This window comes from Acidothermus cellulolyticus 11B (genome assembly GCF_000015025.1).
GTDB classification, from domain to species: Bacteria; Actinomycetota; Actinomycetes; order Acidothermales; family Acidothermaceae; genus Acidothermus; species Acidothermus cellulolyticus.
Genome location: NC_008578.1, coordinates 1,384,273 through 1,409,315 on the forward strand (window position 1 = coordinate 1,384,273; position 25,043 = coordinate 1,409,315).

The 25,043-nt window shown below is 67.9% G+C and carries 19 protein-coding genes and 3 rRNA genes; 2 read left to right on the forward strand and 20 right to left on the reverse strand.

Annotated features, from left to right (window positions below):
- Window positions 1-81: 81 nt before the first annotated feature.
- The 5 genes from ACEL_RS06395 to ACEL_RS11500 form a co-directional block, all read right to left on the reverse strand.
- On the reverse strand, window positions 82-1,305 hold the full coding sequence (locus ACEL_RS06395) for a hypothetical protein (protein WP_011720079.1): 1,224 nt from the start codon (window positions 1,303-1,305) through the stop codon (window positions 82-84).
- Window positions 1,306-1,329: 24 nt separating this feature from the next.
- A complete protein-coding gene (gene recN, locus ACEL_RS06400; RefSeq protein WP_011720080.1) occupies window positions 1,330-3,108 on the reverse strand; it encodes a DNA repair protein RecN in 1,779 nt (592 codons plus the stop codon).
- 136 nt (window positions 3,109-3,244) lie between these two features.
- Window positions 3,245-4,135, reverse strand: coding sequence for an NAD kinase (locus ACEL_RS06405; protein ID WP_011720081.1), 891 nt, complete (start codon window positions 4,133-4,135; stop codon window positions 3,245-3,247).
- Window positions 4,132-4,935, reverse strand: coding sequence for a TlyA family RNA methyltransferase (locus tag ACEL_RS06410; RefSeq protein ID WP_011720082.1), 804 nt, complete (start codon window positions 4,933-4,935; stop codon window positions 4,132-4,134). The genes ACEL_RS06405 and ACEL_RS06410 overlap by 4 nt, the downstream gene beginning before the upstream one ends.
- The gene (locus tag ACEL_RS11500) at window positions 4,907-5,203 is read right to left on the reverse strand and encodes a hypothetical protein (RefSeq protein ID WP_011720083.1); all 297 of its coding nucleotides are present in this window, start codon (window positions 5,201-5,203) and stop codon (window positions 4,907-4,909) included. Before ACEL_RS11500 ends, ACEL_RS06410 begins: the two co-directional genes overlap by 29 nt.
- 95 nt (window positions 5,204-5,298) lie before the next feature.
- Here ACEL_RS11500 and ACEL_RS06420 point away from each other — a divergent pair, with 95 nt between their 5' ends.
- Entirely contained in the window at window positions 5,299-5,637 is a 339-nt protein-coding gene (locus tag ACEL_RS06420) for a hypothetical protein (RefSeq protein WP_041834986.1), read from the forward strand.
- Window positions 5,638-5,667: 30 nt separating this feature from the next.
- Here ACEL_RS06420 and ACEL_RS06425 read toward each other — a convergent pair whose 3' ends face one another.
- Window positions 5,668-6,684 carry an HAD-IIA family hydrolase gene (locus ACEL_RS06425; RefSeq protein ID WP_011720085.1) on the reverse strand — a complete coding sequence of 339 codons (1,017 nt, stop codon included), beginning with the start codon at window positions 6,682-6,684 and terminating at the stop codon, window positions 5,668-5,670.
- Complete coding sequence (locus tag ACEL_RS06430; RefSeq protein ID WP_011720086.1) at window positions 6,681-7,151, reverse strand: tetratricopeptide repeat protein; 471 nt, start codon at window positions 7,149-7,151, stop codon at window positions 6,681-6,683. Before ACEL_RS06430 ends, ACEL_RS06425 begins: the two co-directional genes overlap by 4 nt.
- 87 nt (window positions 7,152-7,238) lie before the next feature.
- Between ACEL_RS06430 and ACEL_RS06435 the strand changes: the two genes are divergently transcribed.
- Window positions 7,239-8,519 (forward strand): DUF1015 family protein, encoded by a 1,281-nt coding sequence (locus ACEL_RS06435; RefSeq protein ID WP_011720087.1) that lies wholly within the window; start codon window positions 7,239-7,241, stop codon window positions 8,517-8,519.
- A gap of 120 nt (window positions 8,520-8,639) precedes the next feature.
- On the opposite strand, the gene ACEL_RS11950 is transcribed toward ACEL_RS06435, so the two are convergent.
- From ACEL_RS11950 to argJ, 13 genes are all read right to left on the reverse strand, one after another.
- The gene (locus ACEL_RS11950; RefSeq protein ID WP_011720088.1) at window positions 8,640-9,692 is read right to left on the reverse strand and encodes a hypothetical protein; all 1,053 of its coding nucleotides are present in this window, start codon (window positions 9,690-9,692) and stop codon (window positions 8,640-8,642) included.
- Between the two features lie 93 nt (window positions 9,693-9,785).
- Window positions 9,786-9,902, reverse strand: a 5S ribosomal RNA gene (gene rrf / locus ACEL_RS06445).
- A 71-nt stretch (window positions 9,903-9,973) separates the two neighbouring features.
- Window positions 9,974-13,091: ribosomal RNA gene (locus ACEL_RS06450) — 23S ribosomal RNA — on the reverse strand.
- A gap of 292 nt (window positions 13,092-13,383) precedes the next feature.
- A 16S ribosomal RNA gene (locus ACEL_RS06455) occupies window positions 13,384-14,901 on the reverse strand.
- The 16S, 23S and 5S rRNA genes sit together here, the layout of an rRNA operon.
- Window positions 14,902-15,622: 721 nt before the next feature.
- Window positions 15,623-16,903 (reverse strand): tyrosine--tRNA ligase, encoded by a 1,281-nt coding sequence (gene tyrS / locus ACEL_RS06460; RefSeq protein WP_011720089.1) that lies wholly within the window; start codon window positions 16,901-16,903, stop codon window positions 15,623-15,625.
- A gap of 43 nt (window positions 16,904-16,946) precedes the next feature.
- Window positions 16,947-17,588 (reverse strand): DNA-3-methyladenine glycosylase, encoded by a 642-nt coding sequence (locus ACEL_RS06465; protein WP_011720090.1) that lies wholly within the window; start codon window positions 17,586-17,588, stop codon window positions 16,947-16,949.
- Window positions 17,585-19,054, reverse strand: coding sequence for an argininosuccinate lyase (gene argH / locus ACEL_RS06470; protein WP_011720091.1), 1,470 nt, complete (start codon window positions 19,052-19,054; stop codon window positions 17,585-17,587). The genes ACEL_RS06465 and argH overlap by 4 nt, the downstream gene beginning before the upstream one ends.
- Window positions 19,047-20,252 carry an argininosuccinate synthase gene (locus tag ACEL_RS06475; protein WP_011720092.1) on the reverse strand — a complete coding sequence of 402 codons (1,206 nt, stop codon included), beginning with the start codon at window positions 20,250-20,252 and terminating at the stop codon, window positions 19,047-19,049. Before ACEL_RS06475 ends, argH begins: the two co-directional genes overlap by 8 nt.
- Window positions 20,249-20,803: an arginine repressor gene (locus ACEL_RS06480; protein WP_011720093.1), complete on the reverse strand. Its 555-nt coding sequence runs from the start codon at window positions 20,801-20,803 to the stop codon at window positions 20,249-20,251. Before ACEL_RS06480 ends, ACEL_RS06475 begins: the two co-directional genes overlap by 4 nt.
- On the reverse strand, window positions 20,800-21,738 hold the full coding sequence (gene argF / locus ACEL_RS06485) for an ornithine carbamoyltransferase (RefSeq protein WP_011720094.1): 939 nt from the start codon (window positions 21,736-21,738) through the stop codon (window positions 20,800-20,802). Before argF ends, ACEL_RS06480 begins: the two co-directional genes overlap by 4 nt.
- Window positions 21,735-22,934: an acetylornithine transaminase gene (locus ACEL_RS06490; protein WP_011720095.1), complete on the reverse strand. Its 1,200-nt coding sequence runs from the start codon at window positions 22,932-22,934 to the stop codon at window positions 21,735-21,737. The genes argF and ACEL_RS06490 overlap by 4 nt, the downstream gene beginning before the upstream one ends.
- Window positions 22,931-23,821 carry an acetylglutamate kinase gene (gene argB, locus ACEL_RS06495; RefSeq protein WP_011720096.1) on the reverse strand — a complete coding sequence of 297 codons (891 nt, stop codon included), beginning with the start codon at window positions 23,819-23,821 and terminating at the stop codon, window positions 22,931-22,933. Before argB ends, ACEL_RS06490 begins: the two co-directional genes overlap by 4 nt.
- Window positions 23,818-24,972: a bifunctional glutamate N-acetyltransferase/amino-acid acetyltransferase ArgJ gene (gene argJ, locus ACEL_RS06500; protein WP_011720097.1), complete on the reverse strand. Its 1,155-nt coding sequence runs from the start codon at window positions 24,970-24,972 to the stop codon at window positions 23,818-23,820. Before argJ ends, argB begins: the two co-directional genes overlap by 4 nt.
- Between the last annotated feature and the right edge of the window lie 71 nt (window positions 24,973-25,043).

Consider the following 25,043-nt stretch of genomic DNA (forward strand, 5'->3'; position numbering starts at 1 on the left):
AGCGTATCACCGCGAACCGCCCACGCCGCACGCCACCACGCGCGGACGCGCGCGTCGGCGGGCGCCGGCCCCAGGGTCCCGTCACGGGAGGTCGTGCAGCAGGCCGCCGGCAGCGTGGACGACCGCGTGGGCCGCGGTTGTCACCGCGCGCCCTGCCATCACGGCTGCGTGGTCGACGGTTGGCTGCGCGCTGACCAGACCCAGTCCCACGCCGGCTATCAGCGCGATCACCGCCGCGGCCACCGTCCGTCGGCGACGTGACTTCACGATCGCGGCGACCGCCGCGCTGCTCACGAGCCGGTCTGCCAAACGCAGCCGGGTCAGGACGGCGGACGCCGGTTCGCCGTCGTCGAGGAGTTCAACGACATCACCCGGCGCTCCTATCGTGATGACCGGTCCCGTGGTGAGCGCGGCGGCAAGCAGGAGTCCGACGTCGCGGATCGGCAGGTCAAGCGTCAGGGCATCGCCGCCGGCATGGGGGTCGGTCACGCTGACCCTCCGGTGCACGATCGTCCGGACTCCGGGGCCATCGTCCGGCGCGATTGCGACGTCCGCGGCCTCAGCCAGGTCGCGCAGGTCGTCGACCGCCTCCCCAACCACGACGACAAAGGGGCGTCGCGGCAGGCCGCGGCGCAACCGGCGAAGCTCCCGCCGCACCGCGGCCGCCGAGCGGGTATTCGCAAAGCCGACGACGACGGGCCGATGGGTGGGGAATTCCTCGTCACATTCGGCAATCCGCCCGGCTATCGGGTCACTCCGCGGGCTCGGCATCACGCGGTTGATGCCATGCGCCGGTGTGATGAAGAGTTCGGCATGCTCCCGAAGCAACTGCGCCGACTGCGCCACCAGCGCGTCCAGCTGCGCGGCAAGGCCGTCCGCCGCGGCGGCACGGGCGGCCCGCACCGAATCGGCATCGTGGCGCCTGCCCCGGGCGACCAGCCGTTCGCCGTCCGCAGCCGAGAAAATCTCCCCGTCCCGCAGGCAGATCCGCTGTCCGTCCCGGATCGAGCGAAGGACGTCCGGGCCGGTGTCATCAATTAGGATCACGCCGGCGTCCACCAGAATTTCGGCGCCGAGCGCCGGGAACCGCCCGCTGAGACATGGTGAGGCGTTGACGACCGCTGCGGGGTGGCGGTCGGCAAGCGCCGCGGCCGCCTGACCGTCCAGGTCGAGCTGGTCGATGACGGCAATGTCACCTGGTTGTAATCGCGCGGCGAGACGGCGGAGGTCGCGGTCGATCCGCGCAATGCCGACCACGCCGACGTGCTCAGCCTGACGACGTCGAAATCCCAACGCCAGGCGCATGTACGGGAGTGTGACAAAAACGGCTCACCGGCCGGTGGATTTCGGCCGCCGGGCGCGTCGCGTGCCCGCCGGTGGCGCGTCGCTGTCCGCCTGCAGCGCGTCGCCGTCGGCCTGCTTGAGCCGGGCAGCGGTCTCCAGCAATTCCGCAGCATGCGCTTCGGCGAGCCGCGAACCCTCCAATCCGGCCAGCATGCGGGACAATTCGGCCAGCCGTTCGCTCCCCTCGACACATCGAACACCGCTGCGCGTGACCCGTCCGTCCTCGGATTTCACGACAACCACATGCCGGTCAGCAAATGCAGCGACCTGCGGAAGGTGGGTCACGACGATCACCTGGGAGCGACGGGCAAGACGGGCCAACCGGCGGCCCACTTCCATCGCCGCCCGGCCGCCGATCCCCGCGTCCACCTCGTCGAAAAGAAATGTCGGGACAGGATCCGCACCGGCGAGGACCACCTCGACGGCGAGCATGACCCGGGACAACTCTCCTCCGCTTGCCGCCTTTGCAAGCGGGCGCACCGGAGCACCGGGATGAGCGGTGAAAAGGAATTCCACCTCGTCGCCGCCGTGCGGACCAAGCGGCTGATCGGACCGGACGGCGACATCCAGTACTGCGTGCGGCAGCGCCAGTTCGCGAATCTCCGCGGTGACGGCGGATGCGAACCGGGTTGCTGCGGCCCGGCGTGCATGCGAGAGTTGCCCGGCAAGGTGACGGCGTTGACTGTCAAGCTCTGCAACCCGTTTCTCCAGGTCACCGATCCGCTCGTCATCTCCCTCAATGTCAGCGAGGCGGGCCTCGGCGGCGACGGTCCATTCCGGCAATCGAGCGATGTCGCCGTCCGTGTATTTGCGCGCCAGCGTCCGCAGCGTGGCCAATCGCTCCTGGGCAGCGGCAAGTGCGGCGGGATCTGCTTCGATTCCCGCGGCATAGGACGACAGCCCCGTGACGAGGTCGTCGAGCTGGTAGCCGATGTCACGTAATTGCCCAACAAAGGGTTCGAGAGCCGGGTCATGACCGCTGACTTTCTCCAATGCGCGGCGCGCAACCGCAAGAAGGGAAATGACGTCGAGACCATCTCCCTGCGGACTGTGCAACGCGTCATGGGCGGTGTGCAGGGCTTCCGCCAGTTCGTCAGCGTGGGCCAACCGCTCGATGTCCCGGACAAGCCGGGCCGCCTCGTCCGGTTCGACCCGAGCCCGCCGAACCTCGTCACAGGCAAAACGCAGCATCTCCGCCTCGCGCATCCGCTGAGCGGTTTCGGAGCGCAGCGCATCGAGCCGGGACGCAGCCTCGGAATGTTCCCGGTACGTTTCGCGGTACTCGCGGAGAATCCGCTGGTGCTCACTGTCGCCGAAGGCGTCCAGGGCGGCACGCTGGGCGGACGGTGACCGGAGCCGGATCTGGTCCGCCTGGCCGTGAACGGCCACCAGCCGTTCCCCGAATTCGGCGAGCACGCTGATGGGAACCGGCCGGCCGCCGATCTGAGCGCGCGACCGGCCGTCGGCGGCAATGGTCCGGCTGATGGCGAGCAGACCGTCGTCCAGATCTGCGCCGAGTTCTTCCACCCGTTTCAGCAGATCCGGACAGGTCTGGATACGGACGTGTCCGTCGACCGCAGCACGGGTGGCGCCCGCCCGGACCAGGCCCGGGTCGGAGCGCGCGCCGAAGAGCAGCCCGAGACCGGTGACGACCATCGTCTTTCCCGCGCCGGTTTCTCCGGTCAATGCAGTCAGCCCGCGGGAGAATTCGACGACAGCCTCGTCAATGACGCCGAGATCGGCGATCCGGAGTTCGTCGAGCACGCTCGATCCTAACCGCGTAACAGCCGACTATCCTCGCCCATCGCACCGACGCTGTGGACACCGCCACGCCGATCCCGGCGCGCTGGTCTTGCCGCGCCGTCCCCCCAGCCGCCGACACGGACACGAGCCGCCGCTCCTAATCGTCAACCCGGCCGGCATTCCGCCAACCGCGCACCGGTAGGCCGAATTTGGCGACCAACCGGTCGACGAACGGCCGCGCGTGCACCCTGGCGAGCCGCACCGGTTGCGCACTGGTCGTCGTCCGTACCGACGCCGCGCTCGGGAGCTCCGTGCTCCGCCGCCCATCGCAGGTGACCCATGCCGTGCTGCTACGGATTCGTAGCGACACAGCCGCATGCGGGCCGACGACGACCGGGCGGCTGAACAGGGCGTGCGCATTGAGCGGGACGACGAGCAGCGCGTCGACGTCCGGCCAAAGGATTGGTCCTCCGGCAGAGAAAGCGTAGGCGGTGGAACCGGTCGCCGTAGCGACGACGATACCGTCGCAGCCGAATTCGGAGAACGGCCGGCCGTCGATTTCGACCAGCACGTCGACCATCCGTTCCCGGGCAATCTTTTCGACGGCGACCTCGTTCAGCGCCCAGCTCGACCAGATTTCCCGCCCATCCAGGAGAACCTGCACGTCGAGGGTGGCCCGCTCCTCGACGTCGTACCGCCCGGCGAGCAATTGGTCGACGGTCACCGCAAGGTCGGTTGGTTCGGCTTCGGCGAGGAATCCGATGTGCCCGAGGTTGACGCCGAGGAGCGGGACGCCGGGTTCGCGGGCGAGTTCCGCCGCCCGCAGCAGGGTGCCGTCGCCGCCGAGGACGACGACAAGATCGGTGTCGTCGACCGCCTGGGGTTTGGCGACCACCGGAGTCGTATCCGGCAGGTCGAGGATGCCGGCTTCGGCGTCCAACACCTGTACGGTCACCCCCCCGGCGGCCAGCAGCCGCCAGACCTGCCGGGCCGCGGCCACCGCGTCGGGCCGGCCGGTGTGGCAGACGAGAAGCACGCGTCGGATCACGCCGGCTCCCCCGCGACGAGAGCGGCGAGGTCGGCATCGTCCAGCGGCGGCGCCCCGGCCCGAAGCCACACGAAGTACTCCCGGTTTCCGGCCGGCCCACGAAGCGGGCTCGGCACAGCCGCGATGGTGCCGAGACCCAGCCCGTGTGCGGCGTCGGTGACCTTCCGGATCGCCGCCGCACGGGCCTGCGGAGCACGGACCACGCCGCCGGCGCCGACCTGGTCCCGGCCGACCTCGAATTGCGGTTTGACGAGCAGGACGAAGTCGGCGTCGGGACGGGCAATGCCGACCAGCGCCGGAAGTACCAGGGTGAGCGAGATGAACGACAGGTCCCCGACGACAAGGTCCACCGGGCGCCCATCGACGTGAGCCAGCGTGATCGAGCGAATGTTGGTGCGTTCCAGAACGCGAACCCGTGGGTCGTTGCGGAGCGACCATGCCAACTGTCCGTATCCGACGTCCACGGCGAAAACTTCCGCCGCGCCGTGCTCTAGGAGCACGCTGGTGAACCCGCCGGTGGATGCGCCGGCATCCACGCAGCGCCGGGCGGCTACGGCCAGGCCGCGGGCGATGAATCCGGCCAGTACCGGCGCCAGCTTCTCGCCGCCCCGGGAGGCGTACCGGTGCTGCCGGCTCCGGAGAGTCAGGGAATCCTGGGGGCTCACCGCCGTCGCAGGCTTCATCGCCGGGCGTCCGGCCACCAGAACCGCCCCGCTGGCAACGAGATCGGCCGCCTCGGACCGTGACCGGGCCAGCCCGCGTCGGACAAGCTCACGATCGAGTCGTCGCCGGCTCGTCATCGCCGTCCTCCCGCCCTGCGTCGTCGATACCAGCCAGGGCCTCGTGCAGCGCGGCGTGCATCCGCTCATAGTGATCGGCATGTTCGGAGACCGGAAGGCTGTCCAGCTCACCGAGCTGGGTTAGCACGGCGTCCACGGCCGGTACACCGGTCTGAACCGGGCCATCCGCCTCCTCGGGTACCGGGACGGAGTCGGATTGCAGCGGTACGGGTCCGTCGCCGCCGGTGACGTCTGGGTCATTGGCGCCGTACGCGGTTGTGTCGGTCACACTGGCAACGCTACCGGCGGGAACGACGGAACCCCGGACGGCCTGCTGAGCGGCTAACCTCGGAACACGATCGAGCCGGCGAAGGGAGCAGCGTGGTGGCGACCGTCGACCAGTGCCGAGCGGCTGTGCTGCGGCTGGCGGAGCGGATTGCCACGGACAAACGAGCCGCCGGTTTTGATCGAACCATCAGCGCCGCGGTGACCGACCTGGGTGTCGTGTTTCACGGCCGGCTCCGCGACGGCGTCCTGCAGGAGATCTCGACCCATCCGGCGACGGATGCTGTTCCCGCCGCGCAGGTTCGCCTGGAGCTGCGCGGCGATGACCTCCTTGCGCTGGCGTCGGGCCGGCTGTCGTTCGTGGAGAGCTGGCTCACCGGGCGCATCCGCATCCAGGCCTCGCTGGGCGATCTCCTGCAGCTGCGCAAGCTGCTCTAGCCGGCGGCGCCACCGGCTCGACCCGGCGGGTCATCCGATCCGCCGGAGCGCCTCCGACGCGTCCGGCTGGGCAACGCCGGCATCCACGGCCGACCAGACGCAACCGAGGACGGCGCGCAGGGCGTCAACCCGGTCTCCATCGCCGTCCAGGACGACCCGCCCACCGTCGACGTACGCCGTCCACCGCCGGCAGCGCGCCCGACCGGCATCCGCCTCCACCGCCGGGTGCACGTCCAGGAGGCCCAGCAGGTCAGCGGCAAGGTAGGTCGGCCGCTGGGCGGGCGGGACAGTGACGAGGACACCCGGCGTGGTCACCCCGGAGAGGACGAGCATGACGTCGATGCCGGCGCCCCGGGCGCCGGCGACGTCCGTCTCCGGCCGGTCACCGACGACGATCGGACGGTCGGCGCCGGTACGACGTCGCGCTTCGTCGAACAGGGCCCGAGCCGGCTTGCCGGCGATCAGCGGCTGACGTCCAGTCGCGGTGGCCACCGCGGCGACCAGGGCACCGTTCCCGGGCAGCATGCCGCGCGGGTCAGGCAGGGTGGTGTCGGCGTTTGTTGCAATCCAGAGCGCGCCGGATTGGACCGCGAGCGCCGCCTCCGCGAGATCGTGATAGGTGAGATCCGGCGCGTAGCCCTGGACGACGGCGTCCGGCCGATCATCGACGCTGCCCACCGGGTGGAGGCCGGCGGCGCGGAGTTCATGCCGGAGCGCCGGGCTTCCGGTCACGAGTACGCGAGCCCCCGGCCCACAGTGGTCGCGCACCAGCGTCGCGGCTGCTTGCGCGGAGGTGACGACGTCGTCCGGTTCGGCGGCCACGCCGAGCCGCATGAGCCGGTCCGCCACCTGCTCGGGGGTGCGCGACGCGTTGTTGGTGATGAAGACGACGCGTGTCCCGGCGTCCCGGAGTTTCGCCAGCCCGGCAACAGCCGGCGGAATCGGTTCCTCGCCGATGTAGACCACTCCGTCGAGGTCGACGAAGACGGCGTCGTATTCGTCGGCGAGCGGACCGGTGGTCGCTCGGAGTACCGACGGCGAGGTCAACGCGCCGCCTCCAACCGAGCCCGGGCCCGGTGGAGTTCCTGCCGGTAGTGGGCGATGTCCGGCCGCATCGCCGCAGCGAGGGCAAGGTGTTCGACGGCGGTCAGCAGATCGCCGGCGCGCGCGGCCGCGAGACCCATGCCGAATTGCGCGTAATCATCGGTGGGATTGGCATTCACGATCCGCTCAAAGCTTTCCCGCGCGGCGCTGTAGCGGCGGGATTGGAATTGGGCCCGTCCCAACGCCTCGAGAATGCTCCGCGAGCCGGGAGCAGCCTGGGCGGCGCGATGGAGAACCTGCTCAGCGGCAGCCGCACTCCCTGATTCGAGGAGCCGAAGTCCCCGCGTGTACCAGTCGTAGACGTCGGTGCTGGTCGCAGAGAAGTGTTCGCCGTCAAGCTCTGCACCGTCCGCGGCGGAGGCCTGCCCGTCACGGTCGTGACTCGTCTCGTCAGCGGAGTACTCGTCCATCGTGATGTCCTCCCATAGCCCCCGGTGCCGCTCTATCGGCCGGGTCGTCACTAGCATGAGCGTGGCCGACCGACCGGAGGGGCAGCGATGGCCGACTCGCAAGCCGTACACCGCCTGGAGCTGCGTCCATTCCGCGGCATCCGATACGACGCCGCGCGAGTCGGCGACATCGGACGCGTCCTCGCTCCACCCTACGACGTCATTGACGACGATCAGCGTCGCGCATTGGAGGCCGCGCACCCGTACAACGTCGTCCGGCTCATCCTGCCGCGCGCGGACGGCGATGCGGACGCGTACACGCACGCCGCGAACCTGCTCCAGAGTTGGCTGGACCGCGGGGTTCTCACCATCGACGAGACGCCGCGTCTGTACGTCTACCAACAGCGACGCGCCGGGACCGTCCTGCAACGCGGCATCCTCGGCGCGGTGACGATCGTGCCGTTGGACGCCGGGGTGATCCTCCCGCACGAGCGGGTGCGGCCGGGTCCGGTCGCCGATCGGCTTGCGCTGATGCGGGCGATGCAGGGTAATCCCGAGCCGGTGCTGCTGCTGTACGAAGGCGGCGGCGCGACGTCGGACATCGTCACGGCCGTGCTCGGAACGCCGCCGCTGCAATGCGCGGATACCCCGGACGGTATCAGCCACGAGCTCTGGGCGATCCAGGACGCCGATCAGCTGTCGGCGATTTCAGCGGATCTCGCGACGCGACGCGCCCTCATCGCCGACGGACACCACCGCTATACGACGTACGGCTATCTCCGTGACGAGATGCACGCGGCCGGCAAGGGCAGTGGTCCGTGGGACGCGGGTCTCGCTCTCCTGGTCGACGAGGCGGCTGCGACTCCGCACGTGGAAGCCATCCACCGCATCATTCCGGCGCTGGCATTCGGCGACGCCGTGCAGCAGGCGGCGAAGGGCTTCCGCGTTCACCGGCTCGATGACGGAACGGAACTGCCGGAGGCGTTGCGGGCTCTGGCCGAGCGCTCAGGGCCCGCGTTCCTGATATCTGACGGGGAGAAGTTCGCTCTGCTGTCCGATCCAGACGCCGGTGAGCTCGATGCCGGCCGGCCCGCGGAGCACGGTGCGGCCTGGTGGCGGTTGGACGCCGCAATTGCGGCAGTATTTCTCATGGACCGGCTGTGGTCGGTCGCCGACGGCACCGACGAGGTGCTTGCCGAGCATGACGCCGAGGCAGCGCTGCGATTCGTCCGCCGCAACGGCGGAACCGCGCTCTTCCTCAAAGCACCCCCGTTGGCCGACATCTGGGCGGTTGCCCGCTCCGGTGACGTCATGCCGCGCAAGTCGACGCTTTTTCTCCCCAAGCCACGGTCCGGGGTCGTACTCCGCACGTTCGCCGCGGATTCCTAACGGTCAGTCGATCGTCCCCGGCGCATTTCCGATAGTCCCCGCCGCAATCGCTCGAATCCGGCGCCCGCGTCGTGCCGCGGCGCCGGGGAATTGCCGGTGTAACGGCAGATATCGCGTCTTTCACCGACTCGGTCGATCACCGGCCGGCGTGCGCGTCCGATTCCGTTGCTGTGTAGCCGTTCTATCGTTGCGTGGCTGCCGATTTTCCCCCGGCGGCATCTCCCCCTGCCGGCCGGGACGCGACCGAGAACTTCGGCGCGAAACGCGAGCCGCGGCGCCGTGAGATGCGGCCGCGTCCTCAAGCGTGTCGTACACGACGACGTCGTCCGCCGCCGGGGAATCCGCAATGACCGTGGCGGCCGATGACGAACCGATCCGCTCTGCAGCGTCCGTTTCGCCCTCGGTGTCTGCCGCGGCGGCCGCCGCGAACCACTCGCGTGCCTCCGTCGCGCGACCGGCCTGGGCAAGTGCCTGCGCATAGGCATAGAACAGGCGCGCCGACCACGGATCGCGCCGGCTCGGGTCGAGGTCGGCGCCCCGGAGGGCGAGCAGAGCGGCGTCAGGCTGCCCAAGGTCGAGGCGGGCGCCGGCAAGAACAATACGGAGCTCGACTGCCATGCCGGGGCTCAACGCAGCCACCGCCGGATCCTGGGCGATTTCGATGGCCCGCTCCGGCCGGCCAAGTCCGCGCTCGCAGTCCGCCATGACGGGAAGGTAATCAACCACACCTGTTAACCGGCGGTGAGTGCGGAATTCTGCGAGCGCCTCGCCGTAACGGCCCGTCTTATAGGCGCATATCCCAAGGGCTTCGCGTACGGCGGGAATGCGCGGCGCGAGTCGGCGGGCCTCGCGCGCATGCTGATACGCGGCTTCCGGGTCTTCATCTAGCAACGTCCCTGCCGCGACGAGGTGGTGCGCCACCTTAGCGACCGTCACGGGCGGCAGGCCGCGAAGCTCGGCACGCACGTCCGGAGCGAGGCGCCGCAGCTCTTCGGTTCCGGTGTCCTTTCCGCCGGAAGGGCGGATGTTCGTGTCCTTTGCTGTACGCTGCCGGGACTGGATTGCGTCGACCGGTGCGGTGGAAGAGTCGGTTCTCCTTTTCTTGTCGGCTGTCGATGACGCAGCCGGGGCGCCCGTCGTACGACGGTTGACCCAATCGGGTGCCGTCCGCATCGCCCTCCACCTTTCGCCTGCCGCCGAACCGAGGCCGCCTCTCCGGGAAATGAAACGCGGGGCTACCACATGTGTAGCCCCGCGAGGAAGAATGTCCGGCGGCGTCCTACTCTCCCACGCAGTCGCCCGCGCAGTACCATCGGCGCTGAAGGGCTTAGCTTCCGGGTTCGGAATGGGACCGGGCGTTTCCCCTTCGCTATGGCCGCCGTAACCCTATGGAGATGTTCAGCCGGTTGCCGACCGTATCTCGGGAACCGCACAGTGGACGCACGCGAAGATATGTGGTCAAGTCCTCGGCCTATTAGTACCGGTCGGCTGCATGCGTTGCCGCACTTCCACCTCCGGCCTATCAACCCTGTCATCTAGCAGGGGGCCTTACCAGGTCGACCCTGTGGGAGACCTCATCTTGGAGCGAGCTTCCCGCTTAGATGCTTTCAGCGGTTATCTCTGCCGAACGTGGCTAACCAGCCGTGCCCTTGGCAGGACAACTGGCACACCAGAGGTTCGTCCGTCCCGGTCCTCTCGTACTAGGGACAGCTCTCCTCAAGTCTCCTGCGCGCGCGGCGGATAGGGACCGAACTGTCTCACGACGTTCTAAACCCAGCTCGCGTACCGCTTTAATGGGCGAACAGCCCAACCCTTGGGACCTACTCCAGCCCCAGGATGCGACGAGCCGACATCGAGGTGCCAAACCTTGCCGTCGATATGGACTCTTGGGCAAGATCAGCCTGTTATCCCCGGGGTACCTTTTATCCGTTGAGCGACGGCGCTTCCACAAGCAACCGCCGGATCACTAGTCCCTGCTTTCGCACCTGCTCGACATGTCTGTCTCACAGTCAAGCTCCCTTGTGCACTTGCACTCAACACCTGGTTGCCGACCAGGCTGAGGGAACCTTTGGGCGCCTCCGTTACCTTTTAGGAGGCAACCGCCCCAGTTAAACTACCCGCCAGACACTGTCCCTGATCCGGATAACGGACCGAGGTTAGACAGCCAGCACGACCAGAGTGGTATTTCAACGTTGGCTCCACCCGAACTGGCGTCCGGGCTTCACAGCCTCCCACCTATCCTACACAAGCCGAACCGACCGCCAATGTCAAGCTGTAGTAAAGGTCCCGGGGTCTTTCCGTCCTGCCGCGCGTAACGAGCATCTTTACTCGTAGTGCAATTTCGCCGAGTCCGTGGTCGAGACAGTCGAGAAGTCGTTACGCCATTCGTGCAGGTCGGAACTTACCCGACAAGGAATTTCGCTACCTTAGGATGGTTATAGTTACCACCGCCGTTTACTGGCGCTTAAGTTCTGGGCTTCGCGACCCGAAGGCCGCTAACCCGTCCCCTTAACGTTCCAGCACCGGGCAGGCGTCAGTCCGTATACATCGTCTTACGACTTCGCACGGACCTGTGTTTTTAGTAAACAGTCGCTTCTCGCTGCTCTCTGCGGCCGTACCGCGCTTCGGGGGCAAGCCCCTACACGCAGCGCGGCCCCCCTTCTCCCGAAGTTACGGGGGCATTTTGCCTAGTTCCTTGACCACGGTTCACTCGATCGCCTCGGTATTCTCTACCTGACCACCTGAGTCGGTTTGGGGTACGGGCCGCCGTGGCACTCGCTAGAGGCTTTTCTCGGCAGCATAGGATCACCCACTTCGCCTTGACGGCTCGGCATCAGGTCTCGGGCGCGTGAGGCGCGGATTTGCCTACGCCTCGCCCTACACCCTTACCCCGGGTCAACCAACGCCCGGGTTGGGCTACCTTCCTGCGTCACCCCATCGCTTGCCTACTACCAGCTTGGTTCGCGCACGCCGCCGACACCCCCGAAGGGGCGTCGACTTTGTCCGCTGAGCATCACCAGGTTCGGCAGGGTCGCACCACAGCGGGTACGGGAATATCAACCCGTTGTCCATCGACTACGCCTCTCGGCCTCGCCTTAGGTCCCGACTTACCCTGGGCGGATTAGCCTGGCCCAGGAACCCTTGGTCATCCGGCGGACGGGTTTCTCACCCGTCTTTCGCTACTCATGCCTGCATTCGCACTCGTGTGGCGTCCACGACTGGGTCACCCCGTCGCTTCTCCCGCCACACGACGCTCCCCTACCCGTCCACGCGCCTGGACCCTTACGGGTCAAGCAATGCGTGAACGCCACGGCTTCGGCGGTGTGCTTGAGCCCCGTTGAATTGTCGGCGCAGAATCACTTGACCAGTGAGCTATTACGCACTCTTTGAAGGATGGCTGCTTCTAAGCCAACCTCCTGGTTGTCTCTGCGACTCCACATCCTTTCCCACTTAGCACACGCTTAGGGGCCTTAGCCGGTGATCTGGGCTGTTTCCCTCTCGACTACGGAGCTTATCCCCCGCAGTCTCACTGCCGTGCTCTCACTTGCCGGCATTCGGAGTTTGGCTGACTTCGGTAAGCTTTTGGGCCCCCTAGGCCATCCAGTGCTCTACCTCCGGCAAGAAACGCACGACGCTGCACCAAAATGCATTTCGGGGAGAACCAGCTATCACGGAGTTTGATTGGCCTTTCACCCCTACCCACAGGTCATCCCCCAGTTTTTCAACACTGGTGGGTTCGGTCCTCCACGCGGTCTTACCCGCGCTTCAACCTGCCCATGGGTAGATCACCCCGCTTCGGGTCTAGGACGTGCGACTCAGCGCCCTATTCGGACTCGCTTTCGCTACGGCTCCCCCTCACGGGTTAACCTCGCCACACGCCGCTAACTCGCAGGCTCATTCTTCAAAAGGCACGCGGTCACGACCGCCGGGCAAGCCCGACGGCGACGCTCCCACGGTTTGTAGGCACACGGTTTCAGGTACTATTTCACTCCCCTCCCGGGGTACTTTTCACCTTTCCCTCACGGTACTTGTCCGCTATCGGTCACCAGGGAGTATTTAGGCTTAGCGGGTGGTCCCGCCGGATTCACACGGACTTCCACGGGCTCCGTGCTACTTGGGATGTCACCCGGGAGTCGCCGGCGTTTCGTCTACGGGGGTCTTACCCTCTGTGCCTGGCCTTTCTCATGCCATTCGACTACACCAGCGATTTGTCACTCCCTGCCGGGCCGGCAGACCCGACTGGGTGATCCCACTACCCCGACCACGCAACGCCTGCCGGCTATTTCCACGTGATCGGTTTGGCCTGTTCCGCTTTCGCTCACCACTACTCACGGAATCGCGGTTGCTTTCTCTTCCTGCGGGTACTGAGATGTTTCACTTCCCCGCGTTCCCTCCACATGCCCTATGTGTTCAGGCATGGGTGACAGGACATGACTCCTGCCGGGTTTCCCCATTCGGAGATCCTCGGATCACAGCTCGGTTGGCAGCTCCCCGAGGCTTATCGCAGCCTCCCACGTCCTTCTTCGGCTCCTGGTGCCTAGGCATCCACCGTGCGCCCTTAGTAACTTGGCCACAAAGATGCTCGCGCGTCCACTGTGCAGTTCTCAAGATGCGGGCGGGCCGGCCGTTGCCGCCTGAGCGGCGCAGTGCCGTCCGCGCGGGTTGCTGTCCGCACCCGCTCCCTGGGAACTCAACAGCGTGCCCGGCTGAGAACAGCCTCTCTGCGTCGTTCCACGCTCCGACGAGCAGTACTAAACCCAGAGGCGGCATGTTCCAGCCGAATAGTCAGCGTTCCACCCATGAGCACCGGACGAAATGGAATCGTCCGCCGATGGGCGACTCATCGTCGCCTCGTGCTCCTTAGAAAGGAGGTGATCCAGCCACACCTTCCGGTACGGCTACCTTGTTACGACTTCGTCCCAATCGCCGGTCCCACCTTCGACGGCTCCCTCCCTTGCGGGTTGGGCCACCGGCTTCGGGTGTTACCGACTTTCGTGACGTGACGGGCGGTGTGTACAAGGCCCGGGAACGTATTCACCGCGGCATTGCTGATCCGCGATTACTAGCGACTCCGACTTCACGGGGTCGAGTTGCAGACCCCGATCCGAACTGAGACCGGCTTTTTGGGATTCGCTCCACCTCACGGTTTCGCAGCCCTTTGTACCGGCCATTGTAGCATGTGTGCAGCCCTGGACGTAAGGGGCATGATGACTTGACGTCATCCCCACCTTCCTCCGAGTTGACCCCGGCAGTCTCCCATGAGTCCCCGGCATTACCCGCTGGCAACATGGGACGAGGGTTGCGCTCGTTGCGGGACTTAACCCAACATCTCACGACACGAGCTGACGACAGCCATGCACCACCTGTGCAGGGCCCTTGCGGACCCGGCATCTCTGCCGGATTTCCCTGCATGTCAAGCCCAGGTAAGGTTCTTCGCGTTGCATCGAATTAAGCCACATGCTCCGCCGCTTGTGCGGGCCCCCGTCAATTCCTTTGAGTTTTAGCCTTGCGGCCGTACTCCCCAGGCGGGGCGCTTAATGCGTTAGCTGCGGCACGGAGGACGTGGAAAGTCCCCCACACCTAGCGCCCAACGTTTACAGCGTGGACTACCAGGGTATCTAATCCTGTTCGCTCCCCACGCTTTCGCTCCTCAGCGTCAGTTGCGGCCCAGAGACCCGCCTTCGCCACCGGTGTTCCTCCTGATATCTGCGCATTTCACCGCTACACCAGGAATTCCAGTCTCCCCTGCCGCACTCTAGTCTGCCCGTATCGAATGCAGGCCCAGGGTTGAGCCCTGGGTTTTCACATCCGACGCGACAGACCGCCTACGAGCTCTTTACGCCCAGTAAATCCGGACAACGCTTGCACCCTACGTATTACCGCGGCTGCTGGCACGTAGTTAGCCGGTGCTTCTTCTGCAGGTACCGTCACTTTCGCTTCGTTCCTGCTGAAAGGGGTTTACAACCCGAAGGCCTTCTTCCCCCACGCGGCGTCGCTGCGTCAGGCTTTCGCCCATTGCGCAATATTCCCCACTGCTGCCTCCCGTAGGAGTCTGGGCCGTGTCTCAGTCCCAGTGTGGCCGGTCGCCCTCTCAGGCCGGCTACCCGTCGTCGCCTTGGTAGGCCGTTACCCCACCAACAAGCTGATAGGCCGCGGGCCCATCCCCAGCCGCAAAAGCTTTCCACCTCAGGTGATGCCACCCGAGGTGCATATCCGGTATTAGCCCCGGTTTCCCGGGGTTATCCCGGTGCTGGGGGTAGGTTGCCCACGTGTTACTCACCCGTTCGCCGCTCGAGTACCCCGAAGGGCCTTTCCGCTCGACTTGCATGTGTTAAGCACGCCGCCAGCGTTCGTCCTGAGCCAGGATCAAACTCTCCGTAGAGGTCTATGCCAACCGCTCGTTGCCGAGCGGGTCGGCGTCTAGGGAGTGATCATGGCGTGACAGACGTTTGGCTCGCCTGTCGTACCAATTCCGTAAGCGGACCGCAGTCCGCTGACGGGGGTTCCTTGGCACTGACTTTTGGCACGCTGTTGAGTTCTCAAGGAGCGGGCGTCACCAGTTCCCGATCTCTCGGAAATCTGGGGACAACTTCCCTAAGTTATCCGGGACTCCGGTCACTGTCAACCGAGGCCCTGCCTCCGCGCACGACCAACCGACCGCCCGATGAGCGACGACGCTACCGGGAGGCGCGATGTCGGTCGATTGCTGGAGAACACCCGGGACCGGCCGCTTCGGCGTCCGTTCCTCCCGGGACGTAGGTACACAATACGCACCCCGCAAACGACCGTCAACTCGGGGGCCGGCTGTTCGGGTGTGGCAAAAACCACGGTGTCGCACCGAGATTTCCACCTGCGCATCGGCTAGATGGCGCCCGGGAACCGTATGCGCGGGCGGGACGCGACCAGCGGACGAGGGGCTGGACCGGACCGCACGGTCTAAGCGGCCGGTGGCAACCAGCAGACAGCGTGCCCGCGCCAATCGGGACCGGCGGCAGCGTGCGCCGGTAACACCCTGTCGGGTGCCACGATGACCAACAAGTGCCCGCGCCGCTCGCAACCGGCGAACGACGTCCGTCCGCCGGGCGACGCACCGGGCGCTGCCGTCACCCAGCGCGCTCAACGCCGGCGACCGCGCGGCGTCCGCGGCGAATCACCGCCCACCGGCCGTGGAGCAACCGTCCTGGGTCAATCTGGGCGTCGACGTCCGTCACCTTCTCGTTGTTCACGTACGCCCCGCCCTCGCTGATGACCCGGCGGGCCGCCGAACGCGACTCCACCAGTCCGGTCGCGACCAAGGCGTCGACCACCCGGGGTGGCGGATCGAACGGCATCGTGACCAAGCCGGCTTCTGCAAGAGCGGCGGCGAGCGTTTCCGGCTCGACACCCGCGAGCTCCCCGCGGCCAAAGAGCGCCGCGCTAGCCGCGACGACCTTGCCGCACTCCGTCGCGCCGTGAACCAGGGTGGTCAGCTCTTCGGCCAGCGCCCGCTGTCCCAGGCGGGCGGCGGGGTCCCGGCCCGCGTCCTTCTCCAAGGCCTCCAGTTCGTCCTTGTTCTTCAAGCTGAAGTAGCGCAGGTACGCCGGCACGTCACGGTCATCCGTATTGATCCAGAACTGGTAGAACGCGTACGGCGAGGTCAACGCGGGGTCCAGCCAGACGGCGCCGCCCGCCGTCTTGCCGAATTTGGTCCCATCCGCCTTCGTCACCAGCGGGGTCGCCAGCGCGTGGACGTCGACCCCTTCCACCTTGTGGATGAGCTCGATACCGGAGGTGAGGTTCCCCCACTGATCGATTCCGCCGATCTGCAGGACGCACCGGTACCGCCGGTAGAGCTCCAGGAAGTCCAGGCTCTGCAAGATTTGGTAGCTGAACTCGGTATAGCTGATGCCCTGCTCGGAGCGCAGGCGGGCGGCCACGACCTCCTTGGCCAGCATGCGGCCGACCCGGAAATGCTTGCCGACGTCGCGGAGAAACTCGATCGCCGTCAGCCGGCCCGTCCACTCGAGATTGTTCACCGCGATGGCCGGTTGGCCGGCCCGTTCCCCGGTGAAGTCGAGGAACGGCGCGAGTTGGCGGTGAATCCGCTCCGCCCACCCGGCCACCACATCGGGATCATTGAGCGCACGCTCCGTCGTCCGCCCGGACGGATCACCAATCAAGCCGGTTGCACCGCCGACCAGCGCGATCGGTCGGTGACCGGCGTCCTGAAAGCGGCGCAGGGTGAGGATCTGCACGAGATGACCGATGTGCAGGCTCGGCGCCGTCGGATCGAAACCGCAGTACACGGTGATCGGACCGGTGTTCATCGCGGCCCGGAGTGCCTCGAGGTCGGTGCTCTGCGCGATGAGCCCGCGCCAGGCGAGATCGTCCAGAAGATGCGTCACAACTCGAATCCTTGCGCGAGATCGTCACGGCGCCAACGCATGGTCAGCCCCGGCTGCCGGCTTCGGCGCGAGAAGGAGCCCGCCGGCGGCGGACGTGCGGCCGGTACGCCGAGACAGTTGGCTCGCCGCGGATCCAGAACCGCCACGGAACATCGGCGGCCGCGGTGACCCCAACCCGCGGACCGCAGCAGATCATCTCCTCCGGGATCGGATCCCGGAATTCGAGCGCAAGGCAGCTGCCCGGAGCGCAGGCATCCACCCCGTTGTGCGTCTTGTCGATGCCGAGGGCGACCGTGAGACGCGCCGGACCGCGGGCGAGGTCACGGTCCGGGATGCCGGGACGCCGTGATCGCGCCAGGGTGAGGCCGGCAACCACTTCGCCGGCGCGCAGCAGGACGGCCGACGCCGTCCCCTCCGGACTGCAGACCAGGTTCATGCAGTAGTGCATGCCGTACGTGAAGTAGACGTAGACGTGCCCGGGGGGTCCGAACATCACGGCATTGCGCGGCGTCCGCCCCCGGTAGGCGTGCGAGCCAGGATCACACTCCCCGAGATACGCCTCCACCTCGGTGAGCCGGACGGTCACCGACCCGGACGTCGTCCGGTGCCGCACTAGGCATCCCAGCAACCGCGGCGCAACGGCCAGCGCGTCCGCGGCGAAGAACTCCCGGGGAATCGGTGTCACGGCGCGGCGTCAGCCCAGGCAGCGGAGTCAGCGAGCGCGGCCCGGACGGCGGCGAGCTGCTCGGCCACCCGCTCCGGTGCGGTTCCGCCGTACGCCGCCCGGGCACCGATCGCCCCGCGGACGCTCAGAACGGTGCGCACCTCCGCGCGATTCTCCGGCGTGAAGTACGGCGAGATCTCGGCGAGCTGATCGTCGTCCACCGCGGACAGATCGGTTCCGTGGGCCGCGCACCACGCCACCAGCCGGCCGACCGCCTGATGCGCCTCGTGGAACGGCACGCCCCGGCGTACCAACGCCTCGGCCACGTCGGTCGCCAGGGAGAACCCGGCCGGAGCAGCGGCCGCCACCCGGTCGGCCTTCACCCGCATGGTGGCGACGAGGCCGGTCATGGCGGGCAGGACGAGCAGCAAGGTATCGAGGGAATCGAAGACCGGGAATTTGTCTTCTTGCAGGTCCCGGTCATATGCCAGCGGAAGACCCTTGAGCATCGTGAGCAGGCTGGTCAGATTGCCGATCAGCCGCCCGGCCTTGCCCCGGGCCAGCTCGGCGACGTCCGGATTCTTCTTCTGCGGCATGATCGACGAACCGGTCGCGTACGCGTCGTCCAGCTCCACCCAGCCGAACTCCTGACTGCACCAGAGCACGATCTCCTCGCCCAGTCGGGAGAGGTGGACGCCGACCAACGCCGCGGCGAAGGCGAACTCCGCCGCGAAATCCCGGTCGCTCACCGCGTCGATCGAATTGGCCGCCGGTGCGGTGAACCCAAGTTCGGCCGCGACCGCGTGCGGGTCGAGCGGCAGCGACGAACCGGCGAGCGCGCCTGCGCCGAGCGGACAGATCGCCGCGCGGCGGTCCCAGTCGCGGAACCGGTCGACGTCCCGGGCAAACGCAGCCACGTGCGCGAGGAGGTGGTGGGCGAAGAGGACCGGTTGCGCGTGCTGGAGGTGGGTCATTCCCGGCGCAGGGAGGTCGAGGTGACGCTCGGCCTGGTCCACCAACGCCCACTGCAGATCGACCAGCCGGCGGACCAACAGCCGTACGTGATCTCGCAGGTAGAGCCGGAGGTCGGTGGCGATCTGGTCGTTGCGACTCCGCCCGGCCCGGAGCTTGCCGCCGAGCGGTCCGAGTCGTTCCAGCAGGGCCCGCTCCAGCGCGGTGTGGACGTCCTCATCCGCGGCCGCCGGCTGGAAGGTTCCTGATGCACACGCGCGATCCAGCTCGTCGAGGGCGGCGAGGAGCTGGGCGAGCTCGTCGGCGTCCAGGAGACCGGCGGCGGCGAGAACCCGGGCATGCGCCTTCGATGCGCGAAGATCGTAACGAGCCAACCGCCAATCGACGTCGATCGACCGGGAGAGCGCGGCCACCGACTCCGCCGGCCCGGCGGTGAACCGTCCTCCCCAGAGGCGATGCGCCGGGGCCGACTCGCCGCCGGGGCGCTGACCGACCGCCGCCGACGGCTCACTCACCGGCGCCTGCCGCAAGGTCCCGGCGGGCCGCCGTCCGGCTGGGCAGCCCCCACAGCTCGACAAAGCCTTTCGCCAACGACTGGTCGAAGAGGTCTCCGGTGTCGTACGTGGCGAGCCGGTAGTCGTACAACGCCTGCGGGCTGCGCCGTCCGGTCACCACAGCCCGGCCGCCGTGCAGGACAAGCCGGATGTCGCCGGTCACATGACGTTGCGCGGTGTCGATGAACGCGTCGAGCGCCCGCTTGAGCGGGGAGAACCAGAGCCCGTCGTAGACGAGTTCAGCCCAGCGTTGATCGACAAGGCGCTTGAATCGGGCGAGATCCCGCTCGACGGTGACGTTCTCCAGCTCCTGATGGGCGGTGATCAGAGCGACGGCCCCCGGCGCTTCGTACACCTCGCGGCTCTTGATCCCGACGAGACGGTCCTCGACCAGGTCGATCCGGCCGACACCCTGCGCCCCGGCCCGGCGGTTCAGCTCGGTGATCGCCTCCAGCGGGCTCACCGGGCGTCCGTCGATCGCGACCGGGACGCCGTCCGAGAAGGAGACCACCACCTCATCGGCGGGGCGCGGCACGGCCGGATCAGCGGTGTAGGCGTAGATCTCCTCGATGGGAGCGTTCCAGATGTCCTCCAGGAACCCGGTTTCGATCGCCCGGCCCCAGAGGTTGGCATCGATCGAGTACGGCGACTTCTTCGTCACCTCGATCGGGAGTCCCTTGGCTTCCGCGAAGGCGATGGCCCGGTCCCTGGTCATCCCGGAGTCCCGGACTGGGGCGAGGATCCGAAGCTCCGGGTCGAGCGACCCGATGCCCACTTCGAACCGGACCTGGTCGTTGCCCTTGCCGGTGCTGCCGTGCGCTACGGCCGTCGCCTTGTGCCGATGCGCGGCGGCGACCAGGTGCTTGTCGATCAACGGTCGCGAGAGCGCGGAGATCAGCGGATACCGGCCCATGTACAGGGCATTCGCCCGGAGCGCAGGAACGCAGTAGTCCGCGGCGAACTCCGCACGCGCGTCGATCACCTCGGCTTCGACCGCCCCGCAGGCCAGAGCCCGCTTGCGGATCACCTCCATGTCCTCGCCCTGGCCGACGTCCACCGCCACGGCGATCACCTCAGCTCCGGTCTGCTCGGTGATCCACCCGATGCAGACGGAGGTATCCAGCCCGCCTGAATAGGCGAGGACGACGCGCTCGGTCATCGAATCTCTCCTTCGTGTTCAGCTCCGGCATGCGGGGATGCCGACCTCTTACGGGCCCGGGTCAGCGCACCACGCCGTTGGGCGAGGTCAAGGAGGCGGCGGGCAAGTGCCGCGCCCCCGTCCGGCCGGCGGACGACGCACAGCACCGTATCGTCGCCGGCCACCGTGCCCAGCAGGTCGGGTAACCCAGCCTGGTCCATCGCCGAAGCGAGCAGATGCGCCCCGCCGGGCGGGGTCCGGACGACGACAAGGTTTCCGCTCGGCTCAGCGGAGATCAGCAGCTCGGCAGCCAGCCGGGCCAGACGGCCCGCAGCGGAGGCCGCCGGCGGTTCGGTCGATGGCACGACGTAGACGAACCCGCCGTCCACGGAGCGGAGGCGAACCGCACCGATCTCCTCGAGATCCCGCGACAGGGTCGCCTGGGTGACCAAGAATCCCTCGGCCGCCAGCAGTTCCGCTAGTTCGTGCTGGGAGCGGATCGACCGGGCGGCCAGCAACTCCCGGATCCGTGCGTGCCGGGCAGCCTTGGTACCCGGCGTGGCCGTGGTCATGGGATGCCCCTGCCGCCCGCCGCGTCAAGGAGGAAGCTGAGCAGCGCTTTGGCCGTGTGCAGCCGGTTCTCCGCCTGATCGAAGATCGCCGACTGCGGTCCCTCCAGCACGGATGCGGTGATCTCCTCGCCGCGATGCGCCGGCAGGCAGTGCAGGACGATCGCATCGTCGGCCGCTAGGGCGAGCAGGTCGTCGTCGACGGTGAAGCCGGCGAACGCGCGGCGCCGGGCTGCGGTTTCCTCCTCCTGGCCCATCGACGTCCAGACGTCGGTGTACAGCACATCTGCGTTCCGGGCGGCGGTCCGCGGGTCGTCGACCACCTCGACCCGCCCGCCGGTCTGCTCACCGATCTCCGCGGCCCGCGCCACCACGGCCGGCGGCGGCTGGTAGCCGGCCGGACTGGCAACCGTCACGTGCAGGCCGGCCATTGCACCGGCGACCAGCAGCGAGCAGGCGACGTTGTTCCCGTCGCCGACATAGGCGAGCCGGACGCCGTCCAATCCGCCCTTCCGCTCGCGGATCGTCAGCAAGTCGGCGAGCGCCTGACACGGGTGATAGGCGTCGGAGAGTGCGTTGACCACCGGCACCGTGGCGTACCGGGCCAGGGTGGTGATCCGGTCGTGACCGAAGGTCCGCAGCACGATCGCGGCGACGTAACGGGAGAGCACCCGCGCCGTGTCCTCAATCGGCTCGCCGCGGCCGAGCTGGGAGCCGACGGCGTCCAGCACGACCGGCTGCCCACCCAGTTCGGTGATCGCTACCTCAAAGGAGACCCGGGTGCGCGTTGACGGCTTCTCGAACACCACGGCCACCGACCGCGGGCCGGTCAGCGGGCGGGCGGCGTACCGGTCCTTCTTCAACCGGGCCGCTTCGTCGAGCACCGCCGCCTGCTCGCTCGGCGTGAGGTCGTCGTCGGCGAGGAAATGCCGGATCACGAGCCCACCACCTCCTCAAGGATGCCGGGCAGCGCGGTGATGAACCGGTCCACTTCTGCCGCGGACACGATGAGCGGCGGTGCGAGCCGGATCGTGTGCGGTGCGATGGCATTGACGAGGAAGCCGGCGCGACGGCAGGCCGCCTCCACCGCTGGAGCCGGTAGGTCGCGGAGTGCAATGCCGATCAGCAGACCGCGGCCGCGCACTTCGGCAATCGCCGGGTGACCAAGGCCGGTGATCCCTGCGCGGAGCCGGTCGCCCACTGCTGCGACGTGCCCGAGCAGGTCGTCGTCCGCAATGGTCTGCAGGACGGCGAGGGCCGCGGCGCAGGCGATCGGATTGGCGCCGAACGTCGAACCGTGATCACCCTTGGCGAAACCGGTTGCGTACCGGCCGAAACCGATGCACGCCCCGATCGGCAGGCCCCCGCCGAGTCCCTTGGCCAGGGTCAGGATGTCTGGGCGTATCCCCTCGCGTTGATAGGCAAACCACGTGCCGGTCCGGCCGATCCCGGTCTGGATCTCATCGATGATGAGCGCCGCACCCGCTCGATCGCAGATCTCCCGGGCCGCGCGCAGGTAGCCATCCGGCGGGACGATCACTCCGGCCTCGCCGAGGATCGGTTCCAGCACGACCGCGCCGACCTGCCCGGTGACCGCCCGGCTGAGCGCGTCGACGTCGCCGTACGGCACGAACCGCACCTCGAGGCCGAACGGCGCGAACGGCTCACGGAATGCCGGCTTGGCGGTGAGGGCCAGCGCGCCCAGGGTGCGGCCGTGAAACGCCTGCTCTGCCGCCACGAAAACCGGTCGGGCCGGGCCGGCCACCTTCCGGGCCAACTTGATCGCTGCTTCGTTTGCCTCCGCGCCGCTGTTCGCGAGGAACACCCGCGCGTCTCCATCCGGGGCGGCAAGCTCGATGAGCCGCCGGGCCAGCGCGACGCCCGGTGCGTGCGCGTAGAGGTTGCTGGTGTGCGCAATCCGGCGGACCTGGCCGCAGACCGCATCGACGATGGCGGGGTGCGCATGACCCAGCGCGCTCACCGCGATCCCACCGATCAAGTCCAGGTAGCGGCGTCCGTCGACGTCGACCACGGTGCACCCCACCCCGTGGTCGATCGCGAGAGTCGGCGCGTAGGTCGGCATGAAGACCTCCGCGAACCCGGCGAGGAGCTCGTCGTGAGCGGTCGTCGTCATGGCACCACCATGGTTCCCACACCCTCATCGGTGAAGATCTCCAGCAGGATGGCGTGCGGCACCCGACCGTCCAGCACGTGCGCCGCCGCGACCCCGCCGCGGACCGCTCGCAGGCACGCCTCCATCTTCGGGATCATGCCGGCGGCCAGGCCGGGAAGCAGCTTCTCCAACTCGTCCGCGGTGAGCCGACTGATCACCTCGTCGGTGTTCGGCCAATCGGCGAAGAGCCCTTCGACGTCAGTGAGAACGACCAGCTTCTCGGCACCAAGCGCGACCGCAAGGGCAGCGGCGGCCGTGTCGGCGTTGACGTTGTACACGCAGCGCCGCCCGTCGCTGTCCACCCCGCCGGCGATCGAGGAGACCACCGGCACGTGACCGTCGTCCAGCAGGCTCTGGATCACCGTGGGGTTCACTTCGGTGATCTCGCCGACAAGGCCGAGATCGACGTCGTGGCCGTCCACCACGGCACTGCGCCGGACAGCGGTGAACAACCTGCCGTCCTCACCGCTCACCCCGACGGCGAACGGACCGTGGGCGTTGAGCAATCCGACGACCTCGCGCTGCACCTGGCCGACGAGCACCATCCGGACGACGTCCATCGTCTCCGGGGTGGTGACCCGCAAGCCGGCGGCGAAGACCGGTTCGATGCCGAGCCGGCGAAGCATCGCGTCGATCTGCGGACCCCCGCCGTGGACGACCACCGGCCGGAGTCCGGCGTACCGGAGGAAGACGACATCGGCAGCGAACGAGGCAGCCAGTCCGGGATCGATCATGGCGTGCCCGCCGTATTTGATCACGACGGTCCGGCCGTGAAAGGTCGCCAGCCAGGGCAGGGCCTCGACGAGGGTGGCTGCCTTGGCTTGGACGGCGGTCAGGTCGCGGCTCATGTCGAGTACGCCGAGTTCTCGTGGACGTAGGCGGCGGTCAGGTCGGTGGTGAGCAGCCGGGCGGTGGCGGCGCCGGCGTGCAGCTCGATGGTGATCGTGACATCCCGGCCGGACAGGTCGACCTTCGCGCGGTCTTCCCCGATCGCCGAACGCCGGCAGACCTGGACGCCGTTGATTGCGACATCGATGCCGTCCGGTTCGAACCGAGCCGTCGTCGTGCCGATCGCGGCGAGGATCCGGCCCCAGTTCGGGTCGCCGCCGCCGATGGCGCACTTGACGAGGTTGCTGCGGGCCACCGCCCGCGCCACCTGGACTGCGTCCGGCTCGCTCGCAGCCCCGCGCACCTCGACCGTGATCAACTTGCCGGCGCCCTCGGCGTCGGCGGCGAGCTGATGAGCAAGGTCCGCGCAGGCGTCGACGAGCACGGCGGTGAACTCCTCCGGCTCGGGGCGGACGCCGCTGGCGCCGGACGCGAGCAGCACCACCGTGTCGTTCGTGGAGAGGCAGCCGTCGGTGTCAAGCCGCTCGAAGGTGACGGCGGTTGCCGCACCGAGCGCCGCGTCCAGGACGTGCGGTTCGAGATCGGCGTCCGTGGTGAGGACAACGAGCATGGTTGCGAGTTCCGGAGCGAGCATGCCGGCACCCTTGGCCATGCCGCCCAATCGCCAGCCGGACGACGCTGTCCGGGCGACCTGCTTCGGCACGGTGTCCGTCGTCATGATCGCCTCAGCAGCAGCGGGGCCGCCGTCGGGGTCGAGGGCGGCATGCGCGGCTCGGATGCCGGCGAAGAGCCGATCGGTGGGGAGCCGGACGCCGATGATCCCGGTCGAGCAGACGGCAACGTCAGCGGCACCAATCCCCAGCAGGTCGCCAACCAGCTCCGCGGTGTGGTGCACGTCGGCGAACCCATCGGGCCCGGTGCACGCGTTGGCGTTTCCGGAGTTGAGGACGACCGCGCCGATCCGCCCTCCGCGGGCGACCTGCTCGGTCCAGAGCACCGGAGCGGCCTTGATCCGATTGCGGGTCACCCGCGCGGCGGCGGCAGAACGCGGGCCGTCGTTGACGACGAGGGCGACATCCGGCCGTCCGCTCTCCTTGATGCCGGAGGCCACCCCGGCGGCCCGGAATCCCGCCGGCGTGGTGACGCTCATCGGCCCACCCCGTGCACTCCGTCGAGCCTCCCCCACGGGCCGGACGATCCGCCGGGGTCGCCCCACCAGGC

What these genes read in the sequence shown, in the direction of transcription:
- ACEL_RS06480 (WP_011720093.1), bottom strand. Translation starts at nt 20,803, where the DNA reads ATGACCACGGCCACGCCGGGTACCAAGGCTGCCCGGCACGCACGGATC.
- ACEL_RS06430 (WP_011720086.1), bottom strand. Translation starts at nt 7,151, where the DNA reads ATGGACGAGTACTCCGCTGACGAGACGAGTCACGACCGTGACGGGCAG.
- ACEL_RS06475 (WP_011720092.1), bottom strand. Translation starts at nt 20,252, where the DNA reads ATGACCGAGCGCGTCGTCCTCGCCTATTCAGGCGGGCTGGATACCTCC.
- ACEL_RS06395 (WP_011720079.1), bottom strand. Translation starts at nt 1,305, where the DNA reads ATGCGCCTGGCGTTGGGATTTCGACGTCGTCAGGCTGAGCACGTCGGC.
- ACEL_RS06410 (WP_011720082.1), bottom strand. Translation starts at nt 4,935, where the DNA reads ATGACGAGCCGGCGACGACTCGATCGTGAGCTTGTCCGACGCGGGCTG.
- argJ (WP_011720097.1), bottom strand. Translation starts at nt 24,972, where the DNA reads ATGAGCGTCACCACGCCGGCGGGATTCCGGGCCGCCGGGGTGGCCTCC.
- ACEL_RS11950 (WP_011720088.1), bottom strand. Translation starts at nt 9,692, where the DNA reads ATGCGGACGGCACCCGATTGGGTCAACCGTCGTACGACGGGCGCCCCG.
- argB (WP_011720096.1), bottom strand. Translation starts at nt 23,821, where the DNA reads ATGAGCCGCGACCTGACCGCCGTCCAAGCCAAGGCAGCCACCCTCGTC.
- ACEL_RS06435 (WP_011720087.1), top strand. Translation starts at nt 7,239, where the DNA reads ATGGCCGACTCGCAAGCCGTACACCGCCTGGAGCTGCGTCCATTCCGC.
- ACEL_RS06490 (WP_011720095.1), bottom strand. Translation starts at nt 22,934, where the DNA reads ATGACGACGACCGCTCACGACGAGCTCCTCGCCGGGTTCGCGGAGGTC.